General features: G+C 66.3%; 26 protein-coding genes and 1 tRNA gene. 8 read left to right on the forward strand and 19 right to left on the reverse strand.

Translation table 11 applies throughout. From position 1 onward, the window contains the following. Positions 1-6: 6 nt before the first annotated feature. The 4 genes from G6N53_RS26875 to G6N53_RS26890 all read right to left on the reverse strand — a co-directional run bounded on the left by G6N53_RS26875 (position 7) and on the right by G6N53_RS26890 (position 4,855). Positions 7-840 (reverse strand): shikimate 5-dehydrogenase, encoded by an 834-nt coding sequence (locus G6N53_RS26875; RefSeq protein WP_237166655.1) that lies wholly within the window; start codon positions 838-840, stop codon positions 7-9. 62 nt (positions 841-902) lie between these two features. After that, positions 903-1,901 carry an acetyltransferase Pat gene (gene pat, locus G6N53_RS26880; protein ID WP_163894284.1) on the reverse strand — a complete coding sequence of 333 codons (999 nt, stop codon included), beginning with the start codon at positions 1,899-1,901 and terminating at the stop codon, positions 903-905. Positions 1,902-2,026: 125 nt separating this feature from the next. Next, entirely contained in the window at positions 2,027-2,374 is a 348-nt protein-coding gene (locus G6N53_RS26885) for a histone-like nucleoid-structuring protein Lsr2 (protein ID WP_163894286.1), read from the reverse strand. Positions 2,375-2,476: 102 nt separating this feature from the next. Next, on the reverse strand, positions 2,477-4,855 hold the full coding sequence (locus G6N53_RS26890; protein WP_163894289.1) for an arylsulfatase: 2,379 nt from the start codon (positions 4,853-4,855) through the stop codon (positions 2,477-2,479). A gap of 198 nt (positions 4,856-5,053) precedes the next feature. Between G6N53_RS26890 and G6N53_RS26895 the strand changes: the two genes are divergently transcribed. From G6N53_RS26895 to G6N53_RS26905, 3 genes are read left to right on the forward strand one after another with little or no spacing between them, the layout of a single operon-like run. Next, entirely contained in the window at positions 5,054-5,497 is a 444-nt protein-coding gene (locus G6N53_RS26895) for an AraC family ligand binding domain-containing protein (protein ID WP_163894291.1), read from the forward strand. Continuing rightward, on the forward strand, positions 5,494-6,288 hold the full coding sequence (locus G6N53_RS26900) for an SDR family oxidoreductase (RefSeq protein WP_163894293.1): 795 nt from the start codon (positions 5,494-5,496) through the stop codon (positions 6,286-6,288). The genes G6N53_RS26895 and G6N53_RS26900 overlap by 4 nt, the downstream gene beginning before the upstream one ends. 2 nt (positions 6,289-6,290) lie before the next feature. Beyond that, positions 6,291-7,244 carry a DNA polymerase domain-containing protein gene (locus G6N53_RS26905; protein ID WP_163894296.1) on the forward strand — a complete coding sequence of 318 codons (954 nt, stop codon included), beginning with the start codon at positions 6,291-6,293 and terminating at the stop codon, positions 7,242-7,244. An 88-nt stretch (positions 7,245-7,332) separates the two neighbouring features. Here the strand turns inward: G6N53_RS26905 and G6N53_RS26910 are convergent, their stop codons facing one another. The 4 genes from G6N53_RS26910 to G6N53_RS26925 are packed head-to-tail and all read right to left on the reverse strand — an operon-like array spanning position 7,333 to position 9,815. Then, a complete protein-coding gene (locus G6N53_RS26910) occupies positions 7,333-7,626 on the reverse strand; it encodes a cytochrome C oxidase subunit IV family protein (protein ID WP_163894298.1) in 294 nt (97 codons plus the stop codon). 4 nt (positions 7,627-7,630) lie between these two features. Continuing rightward, positions 7,631-8,209: a cytochrome c oxidase subunit 3 gene (locus G6N53_RS26915; protein ID WP_163894299.1), complete on the reverse strand. Its 579-nt coding sequence runs from the start codon at positions 8,207-8,209 to the stop codon at positions 7,631-7,633. After that, a complete protein-coding gene (locus G6N53_RS26920; RefSeq protein WP_205390475.1) occupies positions 8,206-9,048 on the reverse strand; it encodes a hypothetical protein in 843 nt (280 codons plus the stop codon). The genes G6N53_RS26915 and G6N53_RS26920 overlap by 4 nt, the downstream gene beginning before the upstream one ends. Next, positions 9,045-9,815, reverse strand: coding sequence for a hypothetical protein (locus tag G6N53_RS26925; protein ID WP_163894301.1), 771 nt, complete (start codon positions 9,813-9,815; stop codon positions 9,045-9,047). The genes G6N53_RS26920 and G6N53_RS26925 overlap by 4 nt, the downstream gene beginning before the upstream one ends. A gap of 105 nt (positions 9,816-9,920) precedes the next feature. On the opposite strand from G6N53_RS26925, the gene G6N53_RS26930 reads away from it, so the two are divergent. Then, on the forward strand, positions 9,921-10,529 hold the full coding sequence (locus G6N53_RS26930) for a TetR/AcrR family transcriptional regulator (RefSeq protein WP_163894303.1): 609 nt from the start codon (positions 9,921-9,923) through the stop codon (positions 10,527-10,529). 86 nt (positions 10,530-10,615) lie between these two features. On the opposite strand, the gene G6N53_RS26935 is transcribed toward G6N53_RS26930, so the two are convergent. The 6 genes from G6N53_RS26935 to G6N53_RS26960 all read right to left on the reverse strand — a co-directional run bounded on the left by G6N53_RS26935 (position 10,616) and on the right by G6N53_RS26960 (position 15,173). After that, positions 10,616-10,837, reverse strand: a complete 222-nt coding sequence (locus G6N53_RS26935; protein ID WP_237166656.1) for a hypothetical protein — start codon at positions 10,835-10,837, stop codon at positions 10,616-10,618. Positions 10,838-10,899: 62 nt separating this feature from the next. Next, a tRNA-Ala gene (locus G6N53_RS26940) sits at positions 10,900-10,972 on the reverse strand. 52 nt (positions 10,973-11,024) lie between these two features. Further along, positions 11,025-12,071 carry a divisome protein SepX/GlpR gene (gene sepX, locus G6N53_RS26945; protein ID WP_163894305.1) on the reverse strand — a complete coding sequence of 349 codons (1,047 nt, stop codon included), beginning with the start codon at positions 12,069-12,071 and terminating at the stop codon, positions 11,025-11,027. Positions 12,072-12,225: 154 nt separating this feature from the next. Continuing rightward, on the reverse strand, positions 12,226-12,879 hold the full coding sequence (locus tag G6N53_RS26950; protein ID WP_163894307.1) for a GNAT family N-acetyltransferase: 654 nt from the start codon (positions 12,877-12,879) through the stop codon (positions 12,226-12,228). 19 nt (positions 12,880-12,898) lie between these two features. Beyond that, positions 12,899-14,176, reverse strand: coding sequence for a molybdotransferase-like divisome protein Glp (gene glp, locus G6N53_RS26955; RefSeq protein ID WP_163894309.1), 1,278 nt, complete (start codon positions 14,174-14,176; stop codon positions 12,899-12,901). A gap of 73 nt (positions 14,177-14,249) precedes the next feature. Further along, positions 14,250-15,173, reverse strand: a complete 924-nt coding sequence (locus G6N53_RS26960; protein WP_163894311.1) for a UTP--glucose-1-phosphate uridylyltransferase — start codon at positions 15,171-15,173, stop codon at positions 14,250-14,252. A 64-nt stretch (positions 15,174-15,237) separates the two neighbouring features. Here G6N53_RS26960 and G6N53_RS26965 point away from each other — a divergent pair, with 64 nt between their 5' ends. The 3 genes from G6N53_RS26965 to G6N53_RS26975 all read left to right on the forward strand — a co-directional run bounded on the left by G6N53_RS26965 (position 15,238) and on the right by G6N53_RS26975 (position 17,008). Next, positions 15,238-15,822: a 5-formyltetrahydrofolate cyclo-ligase gene (locus G6N53_RS26965; protein ID WP_237166657.1), complete on the forward strand. Its 585-nt coding sequence runs from the start codon at positions 15,238-15,240 to the stop codon at positions 15,820-15,822. 101 nt (positions 15,823-15,923) lie between these two features. Then, positions 15,924-16,283 (forward strand): FmdB family zinc ribbon protein, encoded by a 360-nt coding sequence (locus G6N53_RS26970; protein WP_163894315.1) that lies wholly within the window; start codon positions 15,924-15,926, stop codon positions 16,281-16,283. Positions 16,284-16,348: 65 nt separating this feature from the next. Continuing rightward, complete coding sequence (locus G6N53_RS26975) at positions 16,349-17,008, forward strand: SAF domain-containing protein (RefSeq protein WP_163894317.1); 660 nt, start codon at positions 16,349-16,351, stop codon at positions 17,006-17,008. Positions 17,009-17,069: 61 nt separating this feature from the next. On the opposite strand, the gene G6N53_RS26980 is transcribed toward G6N53_RS26975, so the two are convergent. Next, positions 17,070-17,480, reverse strand: coding sequence for a hypothetical protein (locus tag G6N53_RS26980; protein WP_163894319.1), 411 nt, complete (start codon positions 17,478-17,480; stop codon positions 17,070-17,072). 438 nt (positions 17,481-17,918) lie between these two features. On the opposite strand from G6N53_RS26980, the gene mscL reads away from it, so the two are divergent. Next, positions 17,919-18,353, forward strand: a complete 435-nt coding sequence (gene mscL / locus G6N53_RS26985; RefSeq protein WP_163894322.1) for a large-conductance mechanosensitive channel protein MscL — start codon at positions 17,919-17,921, stop codon at positions 18,351-18,353. A gap of 97 nt (positions 18,354-18,450) precedes the next feature. Here the strand turns inward: mscL and mspA (G6N53_RS26990) are convergent, their stop codons facing one another. The 4 genes from mspA (G6N53_RS26990) to G6N53_RS27005 all read right to left on the reverse strand — a co-directional run bounded on the left by mspA (G6N53_RS26990) (position 18,451) and on the right by G6N53_RS27005 (position 22,663). After that, positions 18,451-19,098: a porin MspA gene (gene mspA, locus G6N53_RS26990; protein ID WP_163894324.1), complete on the reverse strand. Its 648-nt coding sequence runs from the start codon at positions 19,096-19,098 to the stop codon at positions 18,451-18,453. Between the two features lie 325 nt (positions 19,099-19,423). Continuing rightward, a complete protein-coding gene (mspA, locus tag G6N53_RS26995) occupies positions 19,424-20,071 on the reverse strand; it encodes a porin MspA (protein WP_163894324.1) in 648 nt (215 codons plus the stop codon). Between the two features lie 670 nt (positions 20,072-20,741). Next, a complete protein-coding gene (locus tag G6N53_RS27000; RefSeq protein WP_237166658.1) occupies positions 20,742-21,269 on the reverse strand; it encodes a MogA/MoaB family molybdenum cofactor biosynthesis protein in 528 nt (175 codons plus the stop codon). A gap of 47 nt (positions 21,270-21,316) precedes the next feature. After that, entirely contained in the window at positions 21,317-22,663 is a 1,347-nt protein-coding gene (locus tag G6N53_RS27005) for a S1C family serine protease (RefSeq protein WP_163894328.1), read from the reverse strand. Positions 22,664-22,822 lie beyond the last annotated feature (159 nt).

Raw genomic sequence — 22,822 nt, forward strand, 5'->3', positions numbered from 1 at the left:
CGGGCGTCAGGCCCTCGACACCGCCGAGGCCTCGGCGATCTGTTCCGGGCTCGGGCGCACCCCGGTGTAGCGCGCGAACTGCTCGGCAGCCTGTAGCGCGATCACCTGCGCCCCGGTGATGACATCGACGCCGGCTGCGCGTGCCGCGCAGATCAGCGGCGTCTCGGACGGCAGCGCCACGACGTCGAAGACCGTGCGTGCGGCGCGGATCGTCGCGTCGTCGAACGCGACGTCGTTCTCCTCGGGCCCGCCGGCCATCCCGATCGGCGTGACGTTGACGACGATGTCGGCGGTGCGCCGGCCGACCTCGGCGGTGTACTCGTAGCCGAGCCGGTCGGCCAGCGCCGCTCCGGCGACCGGATTGCGTGCGACGACGACACCGGCGTCGAATCCGCTGTCGGCGAACGCCGCCCCGACGGCACCGGCCATCCCGCCGCTGCCGCGGATCAGCACCGACTGCTGCGGGGTCAGCCCGTGAGTGCCGATGAGCTGTTGCACGGCAAGGTAGTCGGTGTTGGATGCGGTGAGCCGGCCGTCATCGTTGACGATCGTGTTCACCGACCGGATCGACTTCGCCGAGTGCTCCACAGCGTCGACGAGGTCGAGCACCGCCTGCTTGAACGGCATCGACACCGAGCACCCGCGGATCCCCAACGCCCGCACCCCACCGATCGCTGCGCTGATGTCGTCGGTGGTGAAGGCCTTGTAGAGGAAGTCGAGTCCCAGTACCTCGTAGAGGTGGTTGTGGAATCGGGTGCCGATGTTGCTGGGACGTCCCGCCAGCGAGATGCACAGCCGGGTGTCCTTACTCAATTGCGGCCTCCGGCTCGCGGTCCCCAACTGCGGACTCCGGCTCGCGGTCCCCAACTGCGGCCTCCCACTCGCGGCGCTCAACTGCGGCCTCATCCCACCGCCCGGATGACCTGCCGGGCCACGTCCCGGATCTGGCGGGTCAGCTCGGGCGAGAAAGGCAGATCCTTCGGGTGGGGCACCGCGATCTCGGTGGTGACGACGCCGAGGTCGTCGCGGTGCCACGTCGCGCCGAACCGGTCGAGTATCGCCCGCATGGGCGCGTTGTCGCTGAGCACCCGCGCGGTGAACCGCTGCACACCGTCACACCAGGCGGCCACCGAGATGGCGCCCATCAGCAGGGTGCCGATGCCCCGGCCCTGGTACGCGTCTCCGACGATGAACGCGATCTCGGCCTCTGCCGGGTTGACCGCATCGCGGACGAATCGCACGTCGGCGACCACCGGGCCGTCGGGCCGGTCGGTCAGCACGAACACGAAGTGCTCCAGGTAGTCCACCTCGAACAGGTAGGCCATCAGCGCTTTCGACGGGACCTTGACCGACTGGAAACGGCGGTAGAGGGTCTCGCCGGAGAACTCGACCGGGCCGTTGGTGGTGCGTTCGATGTCACCGGGCAACACCGGGCGCAGGTACAGCGTCGAGCCGTCGCGGACCTCGACCGGGATGGGCGTGACGAACGCGGCCAGGCGCTGGCGGGCGGTCCGCACCAGCTTGTCCATCAGCCCGGGCACCTCGAGCATGGTGGCGAATGCTTCGCGACCTCCGACCCAGCCGGTCAGCGGATCGGTCGCCACCACCGTCGCGGTCCGCGGCGCATCCCGCAACAGCGCGATCTCGCCGACGATCAGACCGGGGGTCACCTCGACGACGGTGTCGTGACCGTCGACACCGCTGTGGGTGACTTCGGCGCGACCGGAACCGATCAGCAGGAACGACACCGCGAGTTCGCCCTGTTGCATCAACACCTGACCGGCGGCGGCCGTCACCGGGCGCAGTTGTGCGGCCAGCGGGACAAGCGCCTCGACGGCGGTTCCCGCGAATACTGCCAGGGCAGCGAGATCATCGGCTCGGACAACGGTCAGGCCGGACACCTCACGAGGTTACGGCGGGCGGGGAATACGGGGCAAGAACCATAAAGGACGAAGTCACCCGCGGACAGGGTCGGACGGCGAAGTGGCGACAGCCGTGATCAGAATTGTCCACCCCCGCGAATCGGCTAGTGCGCGGCGTCGAAAGCTTCGACAATCTCGGCTTTGATGCGACCACGATCGGCCACCTCGTGCCCATTCTTTCGCGCCCACTCGCGAATCGCGGCCAGCTGCTCCGGCGAAGACTTGCCGTTGCCGTTGGTCCGCACGCGGCGCGAACGTCCGCCACCGCGAACCTTTTCCGCCGCCTCGACGTACGGCTTCAGGGCCTTCTCGAATTTGGCGATGTTGGTCGCGGAAAGGTCAATTTGATAGTCGGCGCCGCGAAACGAGAATTCAACTCGTTCACCGTCGCCTTCGCCTATTTCAGACCCGTCAATATCATCGATCAGTTGGCGGACAATTACCTCGGCCATGACAGCTCCTCATCGAACTTAATTACTGGCCAGTAACACTACCAGTAAATTCGACATGCCTATCCCGAATGTTGATGGATACACCAATAGGCAGACAAGCGGTTACTGCCGCGCCATCGCGATCCGGAATCTCTCGTCGGGGTCGATGTAGTGGTCGGCGTCCTCGGCGTCCTCGCCGAGGTCGATGCGCACCCAGTCGATCTTGCCGCTGAACCGGCTGGTGTGGGCGGTGTAGTCGGGGCTGACGGTGGTTCCGGACTCGTAACCGACATCAGTGGTCTCGTCGGCGGAGAAGATGAAACCCTGCGTCTGGTCTACGCGCCCGCTGCCCACCTCGGTGCCGTCGTAATAGAGCCTGACGCTGCCACCTCTGCCCATTCCGCCGCCGTCGTAGTCGAACTCCATCCGCACCTGCGCGGTGCCCGCGGGGACGGGTTCGCTCGCTTCGATGTCATAGGACTTGATGCCGAGCACGTTGTAGTGGAATTTGGCACGGCCGTCCTTTGTGTACAGGCTCCACCCGCCGAACCTGCCGCCCTGGGCGATGATCACACCCTCGGCACCACTGTCGGGCACATTCACTTCCGCGGTGACGGCGAACGACTTGTTCTTGATGTCGAGCACACTGTTCTCAGACAGCCGCCCCATCCCGGCGAACAGCAGCTGGCTGTTGCCCTTGATCAACGACGGTCGCCCGGCGGTGGCGGGGTTGATCCGCTCGATCTGCCGGTCGTCGAGCGGGAGAACGTTGTACTTGACGGCTTCGATCAGCCAGAGGCGTTGCAGCTCATGCAGTTTGTCGGGATGCTCTTTGGCGAGATCGTTCGCCTGCGTCCAGTCGCTGTTCCCGTCGTAGAGTTCCCACACGTCGTCGTCGAAGGCGGGCATCACCTGGCCCCCCATCGCCCAGGGGGTGCGGTGCTTGGTCACCGCGCTCCAGCCCTTGTGGTAGATCCCGCGGTTGCAGAACATCTCGAAGTACTGGGTCTCGTGCCGCTCCGGAGCGTCGGCGTCGTCGAAGCTGTACAGCATGCTGGTGCCCTCGATAGGGCTCTGCATCACACCGTTGACGAACGTGGGGGCCGGGATGCCCGCGGCCTCGAGCACGGTCGGCGCGAAATCGATGACGTGGCTGAACTGGTTGCGGTGGCCACCTTTGTCCTTGATCCCGTTGGGCCAGTGCACGATGGTGCCGTTGCGGGTGCCGCCCCAGTGCGACGCCACCTGTTTGGTCCACTGGTAGGGGGCGTCCATCGCCCAGGCCCACCCGACGGCGTAGTGGCCGTAGGAGCCTTCGCCGCCGAACTCGTCGAGCTTCGAGATCATGAACTCGGGCGTCTCGATGTCGGCCATGCCGTTGAAGTTGGCCATCTCGTTGTAGGCGCCCTGCAGGGTGCCCTCAGCCGAGGCGCCGTTGTCCCCGACGATCAGATAGACGAGGGTGTCGTCGAGCACCGGCCCCAGCGCATCGAGCAGCCGGCCGACGTGGTGATCGGTGTGCTCCATGAAGGCGGCGTACACCTCCATCTCACGTTCCAGGACGGGCCGCAGCGCGGGATCCATGTCGTCCCAGGCCGGGATCTCCGCGTCCCGGGGCGTCAGTACGGCGTCCGGCGGGATGACTCCCAGTTCCTTCTGCCGTTCGAAGGTGATCTCGCGCTGGCGGTCCCAGCCGTGGGCGAACTTGCCCTTGTACTTGTCGATCCACTCCGGGGGCACCTGGTGGGGCGCATGGGTGGCACCGGGGGCGAAGTACATGAAGAACGGCTTGTCCGGCAGCAGCGCCTTCTGTTGCCGCACCCAGTTGATCGCCTTGTCGGTCAGATCCTCGGTCAGGTGGTAACCCTCGGCCGCGGTCTTGGGCGGCTCGATCGGGGTGGTCCCCTCGTAGAGCGCCGGGTCCCACTGGTTGTTCTCCCCGCCGATGAAGCCGTAGAAGTACTCGAAACCGCCGCCGCCGGTGGGCCATGCGGTGAACGGTCCGGCCGGGCTGGTCTGCCACACCGGAACCTCGTGACACTTGCCGAACTGCGCAGTCGAGTAGCCGTTGAGTTTCAAGGTCAACGCCAATGGCGCCTTGGTGTTCGGCAACACCGACGTGTAACCGGGTGCGGCGGTGGCGGTCTCGGTGATGTTTCCCATGCCCACCGAGTGGTGGTTGCGGCCGGTCAGCAGCGCTTGCCGGGTGGGCGAGCACAACGCCGTCGTGTGAAACCGGTTGTACCTCAGGCCGCCTGACGCGAGCTTCTCGAAGTTCGGCGTCTGACACGGCCCGCCGAATGTACCGCTGGCGCCGAAACCCACGTCGTCGATCAGGATGACGACGACGTTGGGCGCGGTGGCCGGCGGACGTACGTCCCTGATCGGCGGGTAGCCGGTATCCGGGTCCTTCGCGTCGTACGTCGTCAACCCCATGTGGGCCACATCAGGGATCGGCAGGACGTCGCGACGGATCGAGTCCGGACGCTGTGCTGCGGTCATCGGGTGCCTTCCGCACGCGGAGGCCGACGCCGGACGGTGAGCACCCGCCTCCTGGAGCGCCCGCTGAGATCGTACGCATCACCCCGGACCGGCGCATCGATCGCGGGAACATGACGGCCCGGCGTCACAACTGGCGGCGTCCTTGGCGCATGATGCGATGCAGACAGAAGTTTCGCGACGTGGACAGGAGCGACGGTAGTGAGGACGTTGATCACCGGAGTAGACGCTGACGGCAAGTCCTGTGTGGTCAGCCGGGACGAGCTGGCGCTGGACCAGCTGGCGCCCGGCTTCGCGATGGGTATTCCTTACACGACGGCGACCAGCCCGCCGCCGCAGCGCCCCACAGGCACGGCCCCGCTGATCGACCAGGGAATCGACCCGGGTCTGGTCCGGTGGATGGTCGTCGAACTCGGACCCGACTCCGAGACACCCATGCACCACACCGACACGCTCGACCTGCAGACGGTGCTGTCGGGAAGCGTCGACCTGATGCTCGGCGACGGCGCCCACCGACTGACCCAGGGCGACCTGGTGGTGTTGACCGGTGTCGACCACGCATGGCGGGGAGGGCCCGACGGGTGCCGCCTCAGCGCGGTTCTGATCGGCACTCCCCCACCCGACGCGGACGCGGGGTCACGATGAGCGAACCCGGATTCAGTTCGCACTCAGAGCTTTTCACCCTCGCCGGAAAGCGGGCGCTGGTCACCGGCGGCACCCGTGGCATCGGCCTGATGATGGCACGCGGGTTGCTGCAGGCCGGTGCGCGGGTGGTGATCAGCTCCCGTAAGGCCGATGCCTGTGAGGCCGCCCGGGCCGAGTTGGCTACGTTCGGCGACGTCCGGGCGGTGCCGGCGGACCTGTCCCGGCACGACGAGTGCTCCCGGCTCGCCGGACTCGTCACCTCCGAGGGCGGGCTGGACATCCTGGTCAACAACGCCGGAGCGACGTGGGGTGAACCGCTGGAGAGTTTCCCCGACGCCGCATGGGACAAGGTGCTCGATCTCAACGTCAAGTCGCCGTTCTGGATGGTGCAGTCGCTGCTGCCGGCGCTGCGGGAGGCCGGCAACGCGACCGACCCCGCCCGGATCATCAACGTCGGCAGCATCGACGGCCTGCGGGTCAGCCCGATGCCCATCTACTCCTACGCCAGCAGCAAAGCGGCACTGCACCAACTGACTCGAGCCCTGGCCCGTGAACTCGGCCCCCAGCACATCACCGTGAACGCCGTCGCCCCAGGGCCGTTTCCGTCGAAGATGATGGCGGCCACGCTGGAGTCCTTCGGCGACGAGATCGCGGCGTCGGCGCCGCTGCGACGGATCGGATGTGACGACGACATGGCGGGCATCGTGGTCTTTCTTGCCAGCCGGGCGGGTGCCTACCTCACCGGAGCGGTCATCCCCGTGGACGGCGGCATCTCGACGACGGCAGGCTGACGATGGCCGTCAGCGAGCAGCGCGCCGGCGTCGACCTGACCAACCTCGACGAGGCGTTGAGCCCGGAAGCCGGGGCCACCAAACGCGACCTCGTCGATTACCTGGACGGGGTGGCCGAGCGCATGCTGCCCGGGCTCGCGGGGCGGCCGCTGACGGTGCTGCGGGTGTTGCGCGGCCAGAAGCCGTTCATGCAGAAGAACGTTCCGAAGTACACCCCGGACTGGGTGCGCACCGTCCCGATGTGGGCGGAGGCATCCCAGCGCGAAGTGCATTACGCGCTGTGTGACGATCGGCGCACGCTGCTGTGGCTGGCGAATCAGCGGGCCGTGGAGTACCACCCGACCCTGGGCTTGGCCGACGACGTCTACCGCCCCACGCACCTGGTCCTCGACCTGGATCCGCCCGACGACGACTTCTCGAAAGTCGTGCCCGTCGCCCACCTGGTGCGCCGCGCCCTGGCGGACGCTGACCTGTCGGGATCGGTGAAGACCAGTGGGGCCAAGGGAATTCACGTGTTCGTACCCGTCGAGCGCGGCATCCCCGTCGAGGACGTGGCCGCGGCGACGCGGGCGTTGGCCGCGAGGGCGGCGGCGCTGGACCCGTCGATCGCGACGACGGCCTTCATCGTCGAGGACCGGGAGGGCAAGGTCTTCGTCGACTCCACCAGGGCCGGCGGCGCCACCGTGGCCGCCGCCTACAGCCCACGCCTACGTCCGGGCACCCCCGTGTCGTTCCCGCTGGAATGGTCTGAGCTGGAACAGGTCACGCCGCAGGACTTCACCGTCCACACCGCACTGGCTGCTCTCGACGGCAGACCGTCGTGGGCCGATTGGATGCCGCCGCCACAGCGGCTGCCGGCCGAACTGGTCGAGTTCGGGCACACCATCCCGGTCGCCCGGGTGGCGGCGATGCACGAGGGAAAGCGGCGGGCCCGCGCCCGCCGGCAGACCAGCTGACCCGTCTCCCCGCCGGAACGGTATTCCAGCAGCGGTTTTCCGAAAGAGGCGCTGCTGGAATACCGTTCCGGCGCGGCCGTGGAGCTGATCAGCGCAGCGCGATGCCCACAAAGTAGCTGCCCAGCAGCGCTGCGCCGATGACAACCACCCAACCATCCGTCAGCCGGCACAGCAGCGCCGGCGCGTGTCTGACCTCCATGAACTCCCGGAAGATCACGCGGACTTTGACCAGAGCGATCACGATGGCCGCAGAGGTGACCAACGAGTTCGCGTGCAGCACCTCGCCGTCGTCGGCAGAGTGGTCGATCCACAGATAGCAGAGCGTCAGCAGCGTCAAGACCAGCCACGCGATCGGCAGTCTTTTGTTGAACGTGGTGTCCACCGATTCACCTCACGACGTAGAGAAGGGCGAAGATGAGAACCCAGAGAAAGTCGACGGTGTGCCAGTACGTCGCTCCGGTTTCTACGAGTTGCTGCGAGCGGCGGCCCGGGCTGCGGAGTTGGTGGATGACCACCCCGAGCACGACAAAGCCGATGAGTAGGTGCAGACCGTGGATGCCGGTGAGGAAGAAGTAGTAGTTGAAGAACTCGTTACTGGTGACTCCGTTGCCGGCTGAAACATAGTGAACCCATTCGGACACCTTGGCCGCGAGAAAGATCAACCCGAAGAATGCGGTGAGGCCCGCATTGGTCAGGGCCCTGCGGTATGCGCCGACGCGAGCGGCCTCGACACATCGTGCCACCGACCACGAACTCAGGAGGAGTACAACGGTATTGAGCACCCCGATGCGCACATCCAGGAACGCCTGGTATGGCAGAAAGTCCTCGGGCCGCTGGGCCCGGTTGAACAGATAGACGCCGAAGTATCCGGTGAATATCAGCGCTTCGAAAAGGACGAAGGCCCACATATCCGGTTGTCCCGGGATGAACTTGGCGTCTCCGACCGATTCCTTGGTGTGGGTCATCGCCCCTCCTGCGCTGCGGGCGTCGAACCGTCGGATCGGTGACCGGAGCCGACCTCGGGCAACGGACCGGTACCGAAATCCTCACGTTGGATCAACTTCTTGAGCAACAAAATGAAAGCGCCGGTGTAGATTCCGAAGACCACCATGTTGATCCACCACGCGATCAGGCCGTTCCACGCGAAAACCCCACGATCGAATATCCACGCGGGTGAGACGACGACTTCGGTGAGTGCATTGCACAGGTTCAAATAGCCGAACCACTTCGGCAACACTCGGTTCTTGTCGAGCAGGATGGCGGTCATCCAGACCAGCGAACCGATCAGGAATACGCCCATCGTCCCGACGAACGACAGAAACGCAAAATCGTAGAGCCAGCTGATCAATTCGGGGCTGCGGTCGGGCCGGTAGGCACCGACGGTGAGCACGATGCACAGCAGCAGCATGCCTGGGATCGCGCTGAGCGAGTACAGCACGAGATACGAGTAGCCGAAAACTGGACTCACCGACATGCGTCGCATGGAATAGGCGATGAGCGCGTTGATGGGTGCTGTCATACCGAGGACGATGAAGATGACGGCGAAACCGATCAGCAGACCGTGATGATTGTCGTGAAACCACTGCACCCTGCCGGAAACGTCCAGGCCCGGGTCCGGCGGAGGCTGCGTACGGGTGACGATGAAGAAGATGACACCGAAGAACTGGTAGAACACCACCATGCTCCACCAGGCCACCCACAGTTCACGTTTCGGGTTGTGCCGCAGGTGCCATCGTAGGGACCGCAACGAGTACCCGGAAGGCGGCTCGGCCGGGACCGCGGGTTCGGTCGTCGTCGCGGTCACGCGGGGGCTTCCTCGGCGTGCTGCCGGGCCTCTGCACGTTCCCGCCGAACCGCACCACTCAGTACGACACTCATCACGACTATCCACACCGCGATTGCAATGTTCTTGAGCCAGAACGACAAAGCTCCGTCCCAGGCCAGCGGCCCGTCGAACGCGAGGGCGGTGAATGCCGCGGGCACCAGCGCGGCGGCGACGACGAGATTGAAGTGCGCCACCCAGCGGGCAAACACCGGGCGAGACTGATCGTCGAAGTAGACCGCGAGTGCGACCAGAACACTCTGCGCGATCAGAAAGGGCACCTGGCTGGTGAACGTGATCCACGCCATGTCGTTGAACATCTGGGTCAATTCGGGTGCCCGCTCCGGACGGTAGGCGGCAAGCAGCCAGCAGACGTTGGCTATCAGGAAAAGCGTCGGCCCGCCGGCCACGCAGCCCAGAACGGCGTAGGAGAGGATCGGCGTCCGATGGGCCATCCGGCGGATCTGCATCATGATCAGGATCAGGATCGGGATGAGGCCGACACAGAACCAGTTGAACAGAATCATGCTGTACCGAATACGTGGGAGGTTCTGCGGGTCACGGTAGAACGCCGCGACCTGATCGGCGGACATCGTCGGCGCCATCGGCGGGGTGAAGCCGGGGAACAGGATGAAGGCGGCGATCCAGATCAGCGCGACAAAAGGCAACGCTCCCAACAGAATCAGCTCACCGTCGACCCGGCGCCCGGTGCGGTGCTGGCCCGTCCCGTCCTCACCGACTACCGACATCGTCACTCCCTTCGCCCGACAGCGCACCTCGACTAGCCAATCGGCTAGTCCAGGACACTAGCTGGACGGCTAGCCGTCGTCAACGACGTCATCTAGGCTTCCCCCGTGGGATCCGCCAACCGGCAAGCTGCCGAGCGTGAGCTGAAATCCATCGAGCACAGCGCCCCCCGGACGCGGGTGCTCGACGCGGCCCTGCGACTCTTTGCCGAGTTCGGCGTCAGTGGCACGTCACTCCAGATGATCGCGTCCTCCGTGGGAATCACGAAAGCCGCTGTGTATCACCAGTTCCGCACGAAAGAAGAGATCGTCATCGCGGTGACCGAACGCGAACTGAGCCGGCTGATCCCAGCGCTGGAACGGGCAGAGGCCGAAGACGACCTCTCACTAGGCCGCGACGAGCTGTTGATCGAGGTCATCAGCATGGCTGTACGCGACCGACGCCTCGTGCGGACTTTGCAGTTCGACCCTGTGGTCGTGCGCCTACTTGCCGAGCATCCGCCGTTCCAGCAGTTCATGGCTCGCCTCTACGGGGTTCTGCTGCGCGACGCCGGAGACGACGTGCTGATCGAAGCGGCCATGCTCTCTGGTGCGATCAGCAGTGGGGTCATGCATCCGCTCGTCGCAGACGTGGACGACGACACACTGCGCACCCGACTCATCGATGTGAGTCGCCGACTCCTCGGAATCGTCCCTGCATCCCGACCACCGAATTGACCGGGACCCTCACTGGCGCGCCTCCTCGAGGGCGACTTGGACGTCCGCCTGGGTCTCGGCGAGAAACGCCTGGAATTCGTCACCGATCATGAACGTCGTGGTGAATTGATTTCGCTGTGCGTCTGGTCGGCCCCGCCCTCCAGGCTGACGTAGTCGGTCGACGACGGGTCTGCACCCGCCGCCGACACGAGCAGGTCGAAGGGGGCCTCGTCGTCGGTCGCGGCGCCGACCGCGACACCGTCGGGGTCCGACCGGATCGCCGCCATCACGTCGCCCAGGTTCTCGTACGGCCCCGGATATCGCGACAATGCTCCGCGATCACCGCGCCGACAGAAAACCCCGGCCGATGGCCGGGGTTCACGCCCATATGTGGAGCTAAGGGGATTCGAACCCCTGACCTTCTCGATGCGAACGAGACGCGCTACCAACTGCGCCATAGCCCCTGATACCGGTAGCAGGCTACCAGTCGCCGGACACCGGCTGAAAATCGCAGCGCTACTGCCCGGCAGCGCGCGGCAGGTCGTAGTGGCGGGCGAACGGGACGTAGTCGAGGTGCTCGAACTCGGGGTCCTCGTCATCGATCTCCAGCACCGCCGCGCCTGGCCTGCGCAACCGTGCAGGCACCACGTCGAACTCCGGGTCAGCGGTGTTCTCGACGCCCAGTCGCGCCCTGGCGACCCGCTGGGCACGACGACGGCGGACCCGCTCTTCGATCCGGGTCTGCCGACGCAGGTAGGCCAGGTAGAGAACCGCAACCGTTCCCACCGCCGCACACGCCCACCACATGGTCGATGACCACGTGAACGCTGCCACGGCACTGGCGAGCAGCAGCACCCCCATGACCGTCAGGGTGCGTGCCCGGAACCGGTACTTGCGGGCCGTCACCGCCTCGGCGGTGCTCGACTCGTAACGACGACGTCGCGACGCGCTCATCGAGTCCGCGATCCGCAGATCGGCGTCCGAGGGCGCCTCCAGCCCCGACGAATCGGCGACGTACTCGTACTCATCGTCATCGGCGGCGTCGTCAGCGTCATCCTCGGCGTCGCCGTCGTCATAGTCAGAGTCGTCATAGTCGGCGCCGTCATCGTCGCTGTCGGCTCCGGCGGACGCGTCGTCGTATTCCAGCGTGAGCTCGTCGCTTTCGGCGACCACCACGGGCTCGTCCTCGGCCGTCACGGCTCCGACCGGCAGCGCGCCGGAATCCTCCACGACGTCGACGTCGAGGTAGTCGGATTCGGCTTCGACGTCCTGGTCCCGGGTGGCGACCATGACGACCGACCGGCCGGGCGCGTCTTCGACGTTGTCGGGTTCATCGTCGACGTCGTCGGAGTGCCGCCAGTCCGGATCGCTGCGATGTCCCGATGCGGGTCCACCTCGTCGGCGCAACCGGGCGGTGCGGCTGCTGTTGAGCACGCGGGTCGACAACGCGACGTCGCTCGTGCGACGGACCGCGTCGCGCTTGTTGATCAACATCGGAACCAGCACGAACAGCCAGAGGACGACGAGGGAAATCCAGAGGAGAGATTGGGGGATGCTTGGCATGGCGCCTGCTCCTTTCCCCATCAGGCTAGGTCTGTGACCAGCGCATCCAAGGGCGGCGCGCCGAGGACAATTACACACCTGTAATTCGCTGGTAGCAAGCACCAAACGTCACTTGTGTCACATCAGTAACACCAGACATGATTGCGGGGGCAGATCAGGCCCAGGAGGCGCGCCCCGCGCGGACCAGGGTGGAGCTCACCGAACCGTTCAATTCCTCGATCGTGACGGCCACCAACAGGTGATCGCGCCAGCCGCCGTCCACGTCCAGATAGCGCTTCAGCAGGCCCTCTTCCCGGAAGCCGGCCTTTGCCAGCACCGCCCGACTCGCGGCATTCTCCGGCCGTACCGTCGCTTCGACACGATGCAGCATCACCGGACCGAAACAGTGGTCCAAGCCCATCGCCAAGGCCGCGGTGGCCACCCCACCACCGGTGTACCCGCTGGCCACCCAGTACCCGATCCAGGCGGAGCGCAACGCCCCGTGCGTCACGTTGCCGATCGTGAGTTGGCCGGCGAACTGCCCGTCGACCTCGATCACATATGGCAACATCCGGCCCCTGCGCGCTTCGGCCCGAAGACCCGAGCACACCGAAGGCCACGTCGAAACGGCATGCCGCACTTCCCAACTGAGATCGGTCGACGGTTCCCAGGGTTCGAGGTGGCTGCGATCCGCCAGCCGGGCACGGCTCCATTGCGCGGCGTCCCGGAGCCGGACAGGACGCAGTTGCACCACTCCGGCGGACACCCGCAGCGGACCCACCGGCAGTGGCCAGCCAGGATGCTGCGAGCGGGAACTCAGGAAACTCATGACCGCCGCCATCAAGCGTTCAGCCGCGCTGAGCCAGGAAGGCGACGTCGACGACCTCGCCGGTACGAATCTGTTCGGCCTCGGTGGGCACCACGACCAGACAGTTTGCCTCAGCAAGGGTTGCCAACAGGTGCGACGACGCACCGGGCGCCCCGCCGAGGGCCTGCACCAGATACTCACCGGTGTCCTGGTCTCTCATCAACTGCCCGCGCAGAAATCCCGTGCGCCCGGCCACCGAGCTGATCGGAGACAGCGCCCGGGCCTGCACGACACGCCGCATGGGCGCCCGTTTGCCGAGCGAGAGGCGGATCAGCGGCCGCACCATCACCTCGAAGACCACCAACGCGCTGACCGGATTGGCGGGCAACAGGAACACCGGCACCCGCTCGGGCCCCAGCTGGCCGAACCCCTGCACCGACCCGGGATGCATCGCGATGCGGGTGACCTCCATTTCCCCGAGTTGCGACAGAACCGACCGCACGCCCTCGGCGGCCGCGCCGCCCACCGCTCCCGCGATCACCACTGCTTCGGCGCGGTTGAGCTGACCCTCGACGACTTCGCGCAACTGCTTGGCGTCGGTCGGCACGATGCCGACCCTGTTCACCTCCGCGCCCGCATCCCGGCCGGCGGCCGCCAGCGCATAGGAGTTCACGTCGTACACCTGACCGTTGCCGGGGGTGCGGGAGATGTCGACGAGCTCACCGCCCACACACATCACCGACAGCCGGGGCCGCGGGTGCACCAGCACCCGCTCCCGCCCGACCGCGGCGAGCAACCCGACCTGTGCGGCCCCGATGATGGTGCCGGCACGAACGGCGACGTCGCCCGGCTGTACGTCGTCGCCGGTGCGCCGGACATACGCACCCGACCTGACCCCGCGCAACACCCTGACCCGCGATTCGCCGCCGTCGGTCCAGCGCAACGGCAACACCGCATCGGCGAGGGTGGGCATCGGGGCACCGGTCTGCACGCGTGCCGCCTGACGCGGCTGCAACCTGCTCGGGGTGCGCGCCCCGGCCTCGATGGATCCCATCACCGGCAGGCTGATCTCGCGGTCGGCGGTGGTGTCGCTGTCGAACTCGCCGTCGTCGCCCTCGGCTTCGTTGATCCCGAGCACGTCGACGCTGCGCACCGCATATCCGTCGATCGCTGCCTGGTCGAACCCGGGCAGCGGACGCTCGGTCACCACCTCTTCGGCGCACATCAAACCCTGGGCTTCCGCAATCGCCACCCGCACCGGCCGTGGGGCCACCGCGGCGGAAGCCACTCGAGCCTGCTGCTCCTCCACCGAACGCAAAACACGCCTTTCTCCCGTTGAAGAACATCCGGCCGACGTCGATCTGCGCGTGATGCGCTCGGCGATGCAGCCGTCAGTGCTCGGTCGTCGCGTGAGCGAGTCCCAACCGCTCGACCAACCACTGCCGCAGTTCGGGGCCGTAGTCGTCTCGCTCCAACGCAAAGTCAACCGCAGCCTTGAGGTAGCCGCCGGGATTTCCCAGGTCGTGTCGAGACCCGCGGTGCACGACCACGTGGACCGGATGCCCTTCCTCGATGAGCAGTGCGATCGCATCGGTGAGCTGCAGTTCGCCGCCGGCACCCTTCGGAATCCGCCGGAGCGCGTCGAAGATCGCCCGGTCGAGCACGTAACGGCCCGCCGCGGCGTACGGCGAGGGCGCGTCCTCGGCCTTGGGTTTCTCGACCATGCCCTTGACCTTGAGCACGTTGGGGTTGGTGGCATCGGGAACGGTCTCGACGTCGAACACGCCGTAGGCACTGATGTGCTCTTTGTCCACCTCGATGGCGCACAGCACCGTGCCGCCGCGCTTGGCCCGCACCTTCGACATCGTCTCCAGCACCCCGGTCGGCAGCACCAGATCATCGGGCAGCAGAACCGCGATCGCATCCTCGTCGGGGCCCAGGCTGGCTTCGACACAGCCCACGGCATGCCCCAGACCGAGGGGTTCGGCCTGAACCACGGACTCGACCTTGATCAATGCGGGCGCGCGCCGGACCTTCTCGAGCATCGACTTCTTGCCGCGTGCCTCCAGCGTCCCCTCGAGGACCAGATCCTCGACGAAGTGCGCGACCACACTGTCCTTGCCCTCGGACGTGATGATGATCAGCCGCTCCGCGCCGGCTTCGGCGGCCTCCGCGGCGACCAACTCGATGCCCGGCGTGTCGACGACTGGCAGCAGCTCCTTGGGCACCGTCTTGGTGGCAGGGAGAAAACGTGTCCCCAATCCCGCCGCGGGTACCACCGCGGTGTACGGGATCGGAACTTCAGGCTGATTCATCGTTCACACATTAACCTCTCTGAGTTGGATGTTCCCTCCCTACCCGGCTCCGGAGGACTCAGCGGTGCGATCGACAAAGGCACAGGTTAGAGCCGAGATTCTGGCCGCCCGCCGGGCCGTGACCCCGCAGACCCGCGCAGCCGAGGCCGCGGCCCTCGCCGCCCACGTGCTCACTTTCGTCGACCCTGGTCAAGCGGTGTGCGGCTACGTTCCGGTGGGCTCCGAACCCGGGTCGGTGGACCTGATCGACGGGTTGGTGCGGCACGAGGCGGCGGTGCTTCTCCCCGTCGCGCGCCACGATTCCGGCGGTGTGGCGCTGCCGCTGCGGTGGGGACGCCACCGCCCCGGCGAGCTGGTCGACGCCCCGTTCGGGTTGCGTGAGCCCCCGCAGCCGTGGTTGCCCGCCGACGCGGTGGCCGAAGCGGCGGTGGTGTTGGTGCCCGCTTTGGCCGTCGACCTGCGGGGCACCCGTCTGGGACGCGGTGCCGGCTTCTACGACCGGACGCTGATGCTGGCCGGTCGGGGTGCGGTGGTGGTGGCCGTGGTGCGCGACGACGAACTCGTCGACCAGCTGCCGTCGGAGTCACACGACGTGCGGGTGACCCATGCGCTGACGCCGCGTCAGGGTCTGGTCCCTCTCGGCCGATGAGCGCTGACGCCCGGCGCCGGGGAATGCCCCTGCCCGGCTAGCGGTTCTAGCACTTGAGCCGCTAGAGTGCTAAAGAAGTTCGACCACCTCGGAGGGTTCTCGTGCCTACCTATTCCTATGCCTGCACCGAATGCGACAACAAGTTCGACGTCGTGCAGGCGTTCACCGATGACTCCATGACGGAGTGCCCGAAGTGCGACGGCCGGCTGCGCAAGCTGTTCGGCAAGGTCGGGGTGGTCTTCAAGGGCAGCGGTTTCTATCGCACCGACAGCCGCGAAGCAGCGAAGAGTTCGGCCAAGAGCTCCAGCGGCTCCGACAGCGGCTCGGAGTCCTCGTCGTCTTCTTCCTCATCGACGTCGGAGAAGAAGTCGGACAAGTCCTCGGGGTCCTCGGACAAGTCGAGCTCGTCGAGTGATTCGTCGAGCAAGTCCTCGGCACCGGCTGCCGCAGCCTCCAGCTAGAGAGTTATCCACAGCCGCGTGATCGGCGGCTTACCGAACCTCTCCGCGCTGGCTAGCGTGGCCGCATGGGGGATTCGCTCGACCCTTCGCCGCTGAGTCGGCTCACCCAGCTTCTCCGACCGGACTGGTCGCGCACCATCGCCGCCCGGCGAGCCCTCGCCGGTGCCCTCGTGGTGCTGGCCGCCGTCGCCGCTTGGCGCGACGATCCCCGCGCAGACGTCGCCGAGGTCGTGGTCACCACCCGAGACCTGTCGCCGGGCTCCGAGCTCACCGCCGACGACGTCCGAGTCGAAAGCCGCGCAGCGGCAAGCATTCCCGATGGTTCGCGCACCGAACTCGACGCGGTGGTGGGTACCACGCTGGCAGGACCGGCGCGCCGTGGTGAAGTGGTCACAGACGTGCGGGTGCTGGGTCCGCGGCTGGCCGAGTCGGCTGCCGGACCGGACGCCCGCATCGTGCCGCTGCCGCTGGCCGACGCGGCACTCGTCGACCTCGTCCGGCCCGGCGATGTCGTCGACATCGTCGCGGCACCGACCTCAGCCGCACCCGCAACCGAGGCCCGGGTGATCGCCACTGACGCGGTGGTGGTGCTGGTGTCCGCCGAGCAGAACGGCCCCACCGCCGGTGGGGGCGGGCGGGTGGTGCTCGTTGCGCTGCCCGCGGCGGCCGCCAAGGCCGTCGCCGGCGCGGCACTGGTGGAGACCGTGACGCTGACGCTGCACTAGCTGCTGCGACAAACAGTTCGCCCCCGGTGTGACCACCGGGGGCGAACTGTGAAAAGTCAGATCAGAACGGGTTTGCGCTGCCCGGGCCGCACTGCGGTCCGGTGCTGGTGGAACTGGGATCGAACGCGCCACCCCAGGGGTTCGACCGGCTGAGTCCCTGGGCCTGCCAGCCATCCGATCCGACCCACTCCGGCCCGGCTTCTTCGGCCTTCTGGGACGGGACTCCCATGTCGCTGGCGATGACCGAGGCCGTCCCGAGCGTGCCGGGGTTGGCGGCGCAGTAGTCCGCACCCGCAGTAGAAGCCGCCTGACGCGAGCTCACGACACCGTCGCCGCCGATCGTCGGGTGGGAGGGATCGTTGGGGTCCGCGCCCGCGGTCCCGGCACCGAACGTCAGGGCCGCCACGCTGAAGGCGAGCGCACTAAAGCCGAGAACGCCCAGCTTCTTGGAATTGTGGGTGAGAGCGGCCATCGGCCTGCCCCTTTCTGTGACGGGAACGCGTACGTTGCGAGTCGAAAAAGCACTCAAGTCCAAGCAAAGACTAGCAGGCCGGACCCGACCGTGCATGACATCGCAGAGCAAAGCGAGATCCTTAGGATCGTTTTAGCTTCGCCGACGCACCCCACGACCATACTCCGTCTCGGATTTGCGGCCTCAGAGCTGGGAATCCGGTGAATCGACCCGCCGTCGAGATGCTCCCGGCGGACCACTCGCAAAAGTCGACGCAGGCCGCTGCGGCAAAGACGTGGGCGACGGCCTTGGCGACCCGCTCCCGGGTGCCCCACGCGGGGGCGGGCGGATGTCCGCGGACCTCGGCCGGTCGGGGTCGTCCAACGGACCCCGAGGATGCAGCCGACAGCGCTACGGTTCGTCTGAATTTTGTATCAGTCGCACACGAAAGGACAGGCGATGCTGAAGGGGTTCAAGGACTTCATATCTCGGGGCAATGTGATCGACCTGGCTGTCGCGGTCGTGATCGGGGCGGCATTCACCGGCCTGGTCACCGCGTTCACCCAGAATGTCGTCCAGCCCCTCATCGACCGCATCGGCGCAGGACCCGAAGCCGAGTACGGCATCCTGCGCATCCCGCTCGGGGGCGACCAGTACGTCGATCTCAACGCCGTTCTGTCTGCCGGCATCAACTTCCTCATCGTGGCCGCGGTGATCTACTTCGTGATCGTCGTCCCGTTCAAGAAGCTCAAGGAACGCGACAAGAAGGTGGACTCGACGGAGACCGAGCTGACCCTGCTGACAGAGATCCGGGATCTGCTGCGGGCGAACGAAACCGCCGGACCGGCCGGCAAGCACGGCAACACCGCCACTCCGCCCGATCATTCGGAGTGACCACCCGGCACCGATTCGAGCCCGTCAGACGAAATCGGCCCCCGGCGGTTGCCGGGGGCCGATTGTCGTCAGGGCTATGTCAGTTGATGTTCCAATGTCAGTTCATGTTCCACGGTTCGCCGTAGGTGGTGACACTGTCACCGGTCGACGAGACCAACCGAGCGAACGGACGCAGCAGCACACCGCCGGCCGCACCGGTCACCGTGCCGTGCGCGTTGGACACGGCCACCGAACCGCCGGGCCCTTCCACGTCGACACTGAAGGTCGCCACTTCCTGGATACCCGGGCCGTTGCCGAGGTCAGCCGAGATCGACACCCCGGGGAACAACGGCGGGGTCACGATGCCGGAGAACCCGCCATCGAGCGGGATGGGACCGAAGTCACCCTCGAAGCCGTCGAACGCGATGTTCGGGGTGGTGTAGCTGAAGTTGATGCCCACACCCAGCGACCACGGGAAGCCCACCTGGTAACCGAGCTCCAGGGTGCCCTCGAACTCATCGGCATCCTCGCCGGCCACGATGTAGGACGCCTTGCCGGAGTGGAACCACTCGCGGGTCAGCCGGTTCCGGTCAAGGGGAAACACGCCGTTGAGGAATGTGTCCCACTGCTGGATCGTCAGAGTCCGACCCTGGCCGTCGACCAGGCTCAGCTCATTGTCCAGCCCTGCGTGAGAGGTACCGGTGCTCACGAACAACGCCGCGATGGACGCAACCATCGCGATCAGCACCCGACTGATTGCCTTCATGTTCTCCCTTGATATGTAGACGGAACCCCGGGCGGGGGCACCGAGTTGTTCGTGCCTGATCTATCGCGACAAGACCTCGCGAGCGCAACATGTGAGTGGAATTAAAGATCCGCCATGTCGTTCTCACGATTCGCTCATGTTGAACACGAGGAACATAACGGGGAGAAATCAGTCCGGCAACACGAACGGCACCGCCCACCAGGGCATCTGGGCAAGTTTACCCAGTGTTCACCAGCCGTTGCCCGCACCGCCCACAACGAAATCGACCCCCGGCGGTTGCCGGGGGCCGATTGTCGTCAGGGCTATGTCAGTTGATGTTCCAATGTCAGTTCATGTTCCACGGTTCGCCGTAGGTGGTGACACTGTCACCGGTCGACGAGACCAACCGAGCGAACGGACGCAGCAGCACACCGCCGGCCGCACCGGTCACCGTGCCGTGCGCGTTGGACACGGCCACCGAACCGCCGGGCCCTTCCACGTCGACACTGAAGGTCGCCACTTCCTGGATACCCGGGCCGTTGCCGAGGTCAGCCGAGATCGACACCCCGGGGAACAACGGCGGGGTCACGATGCCGGAGAACCCGCCATCGAGCGGGATGGGACCGAAGTCACCCTCGAAGCCGTCGAACGCGATGTTCGGGGTGGTGTAGCTGAAGTTGATGCCCACACCCAGCGACCACGGGAAGCCCACCTGGTAACCGAGCTCCAGGGTGCCCTCGAACTCATCGGCATCCTCGCCGGCCACGATGTAGGACGCCTTGCCGGAGTGGAACCACTCGCGGGTCAGCCGGTTCCGGTCAAGGGGAAACACGCCGTTGAGGAATGTGTCCCACTGCTGGATCGTCAGAGTCCGACCCTGGCCGTCGACCAGGCTCAGCTCATTGTCCAGCCCTGCGTGAGAGGTGCCAGTGCTCACGAACAACGCCGCGATGGACGCAACCATCGCGATCAGCACCCGACTGATTGCCTTCATGTTCTCCCTTGATATGTAGACGGAACCCCGGGCGGGGGCACCGAGTTGTTCGTGCCTGGCCTACCGCTACACCACACACCTCGCAAGAGCTTCATGTGAGTGGAATTAAAAATCTCACAGTCCGTTCTTACGATTCGCTCATCGTTGACACGAGGAACATAACGGGGAGGAATCAGACCGGCAACGCGGAGGCTCGGCGATGTCGATCTGGGCGCGCAACTGGGCGTAGTTTGCTGAAGGTTCCCCGTACGCCTCCAACCCCCTGTCCGCGACGGCGGGGCGTTCCATTTGGGCAACGTCGCAGTTTTTTGCCCCGCATCAAGGTGTTCGCTCTGCCGGCCCGGACTGTTACGGGTGCGCTCTCTGCGGTTATTGGGGAATGGGACGTTCAGTCGTGATGCGGCGGCACATTGTCACGGAGCCAGCGGTCGCGCTCGGCGTCGTCGTCGGGCGACGAATTATCGCGTTCGTCAAAAGGTATCTCCGGCAAGGCTTCCCCGAAAATCTTGTTAACTGCATCCGAGGAGCGCCGTGGACCTTGTGTCACTGTCGAAACCCATTGTGATAAAGCTCACACTGCGCATCCGGCGGGCGTTCACCTGCTCTTAACACGGCCGGCCGGTCTGCTGCTCGGGCTGTGGCCGCCAAAAGGTCCTGCATGAGCAATTCGTCAGATCTCCAAGCTGGACAGCTGCGCGATGATCTGAGCCGCCAGCGGTCCCAGGGTGGCCATTCCGTCGCGAACCGCAGCACGCGATCCGGCCAGATTCACCACGAGGGTGCTCCCGGAGATGCCGGCGAGCCCGCGCGACAACCCGGCGTCGGCGATACCCGCCGAGAGTCCCGAAGCCCGCAGTGCCTCGGCGATGCCCAACAACTCCCGGTCCAGCAGCTCGAGCGTCGACTCCGGGGTGACATCGCGCGGCGTCACCCCGGTTCCTCCGACCGAGACCACGAGGTCCACGCCTCCGATGACCGCGGTGTTCAGCGCGTTGCGGATCTCGACCTCGTCAGAGGACACCACCACCACGCCATCGACCACGAACCCCGCTTCCCCGAGCAGTTCGGTGACCAGCGGGCCGCTGTGGTCCTGTTCGTCACCGTGGGCGGTGCGGTCGTCGACGACTACGACCAACGCGCGGCCGACCAACGCATGAGGCTGTTCCATGAGCTCAACCGTATATCTCGGCACGGACATCGATGCAGCGACACCGAGGTCCGGACGCGGGTGACCGTCGACGACCCTCACTGGTCGGCCTTGCCGAGGGTGACCTCCACCGTGTCCGTCTGACCGGCCGGGTCGACGAACGTCAGCGTGACCTTGTCACCGGGGGCCTTGGAGCGCACGGCCGCCACCAGCGCGTCTGCGCTGCCGATCACCCGATCGTTGAGCTTGGTGATCAGAACGCCGCTGGGCAGCCCGGCTGCGGCGGCGGCGCCACCCGAGGTGACCTCGACGATCTTGGCGCCTTCCGCACTCGCGTCGTTGCCGACCTGGACGCCCAGCGACGCGCGAGACGCGCTTCCGGTCTGGATCAACTCGTCGGCGATCCGCTTGGCCTGGTCGACCGGGATCGCGAAGCCCAAACCGATGGATCCGCCCTGCGGTCCGCCGGCATCGGCACCCATCGTGGCGATCGCCGAGTTGATCCCGACGAGTTCACCGTTCATGTTCACCAGTGCGCCTCCCGAGTTACCCGGGTTGATCGCCGCATCGGTCTGGATGGCGTCGAGCACGGTGTTCTGGTTCCGCGCGTCGCCACCGGCGGCGACGGGACGGTTCAGCGCGCTGATGATGCCCGTGGTGACGGTGCCGTCGAGGCCCAATGGGGACCCGATGGCCACGACATCCTGACCGACGCGCAGGTCCGCCGACGAACCGACCTCGATGGGCGTCAGGCCCGACACCTTCTCGGCCCGCACCACGGCGATGTCGCTACCGGGGTCGGTGCCGATCACGGTGAACGTGGTCGTACGACCGTCGGAGAACACCACCTTGGTCTCCGCCCCGGCCGACGGGTTCTCGGCCCCGGCGACCACATGGTTGTTCGTCAGGATCAGCCCGTCGGTCGACAGGACCACCCCGGAACCCTCCTCGGACTGCCGTCCGACGTTCACCTCGAGCTTCACGACGCTGGGGACGACCTTGGCGGCCACCTGCTCGACCGTGCCGGCCGGCACGCTGGCTGCCGGCATACTGGGCGCCGCACCCGAGGCGCTGCTGCCCGCGGAGTTGTGATCAGGGTGTGCCAGCACCGCGACACCGCCGCCGACACCCGCGGAGACGATCGCCAGCGCGGCCGCGCCGGCCGCCAACGCCGTTGCGCGGGAACGCTTCCGGGGTTGCGGACGCGGAGGCGCAGGCATACCGGGACGCTGGTGCTGACCCGGCCCTGCCGGCATCGGGGCCCCACGGTACGGGTCGTAATGAGTCCGAAACGCCTGCCGCTGTTGCTCAGTCGCATACCGCCAGTCGTAAGGCTGCTCTCCGTACGGGGGCTGCGCGCCGACGGAGCCGGGGGGCACGTGCCCGTGAACACCGGGCTGACGAACCGGCGGCGGGGTCGGCGAGTACCTCGGGTGGTTTGTCATGTCGCTGCGATGCTCTTCCTGAAGTAGTTTCTCTCGACTGGGACAACGAACGCTGCTCCCCAAGGGTGCCCAAATGTGCTGAGAAACCCCTTAGAGATCAATTGCCACAGCGATAACGATTCGATCTACCCCGCCGAACTGCTGCTGGCCATCTTCCCG

Source organism: Mycolicibacterium hippocampi, from assembly GCF_010723735.1.
Taxonomy (GTDB): domain Bacteria; phylum Actinomycetota; class Actinomycetes; order Mycobacteriales; family Mycobacteriaceae; genus Mycobacterium; species Mycobacterium hippocampi.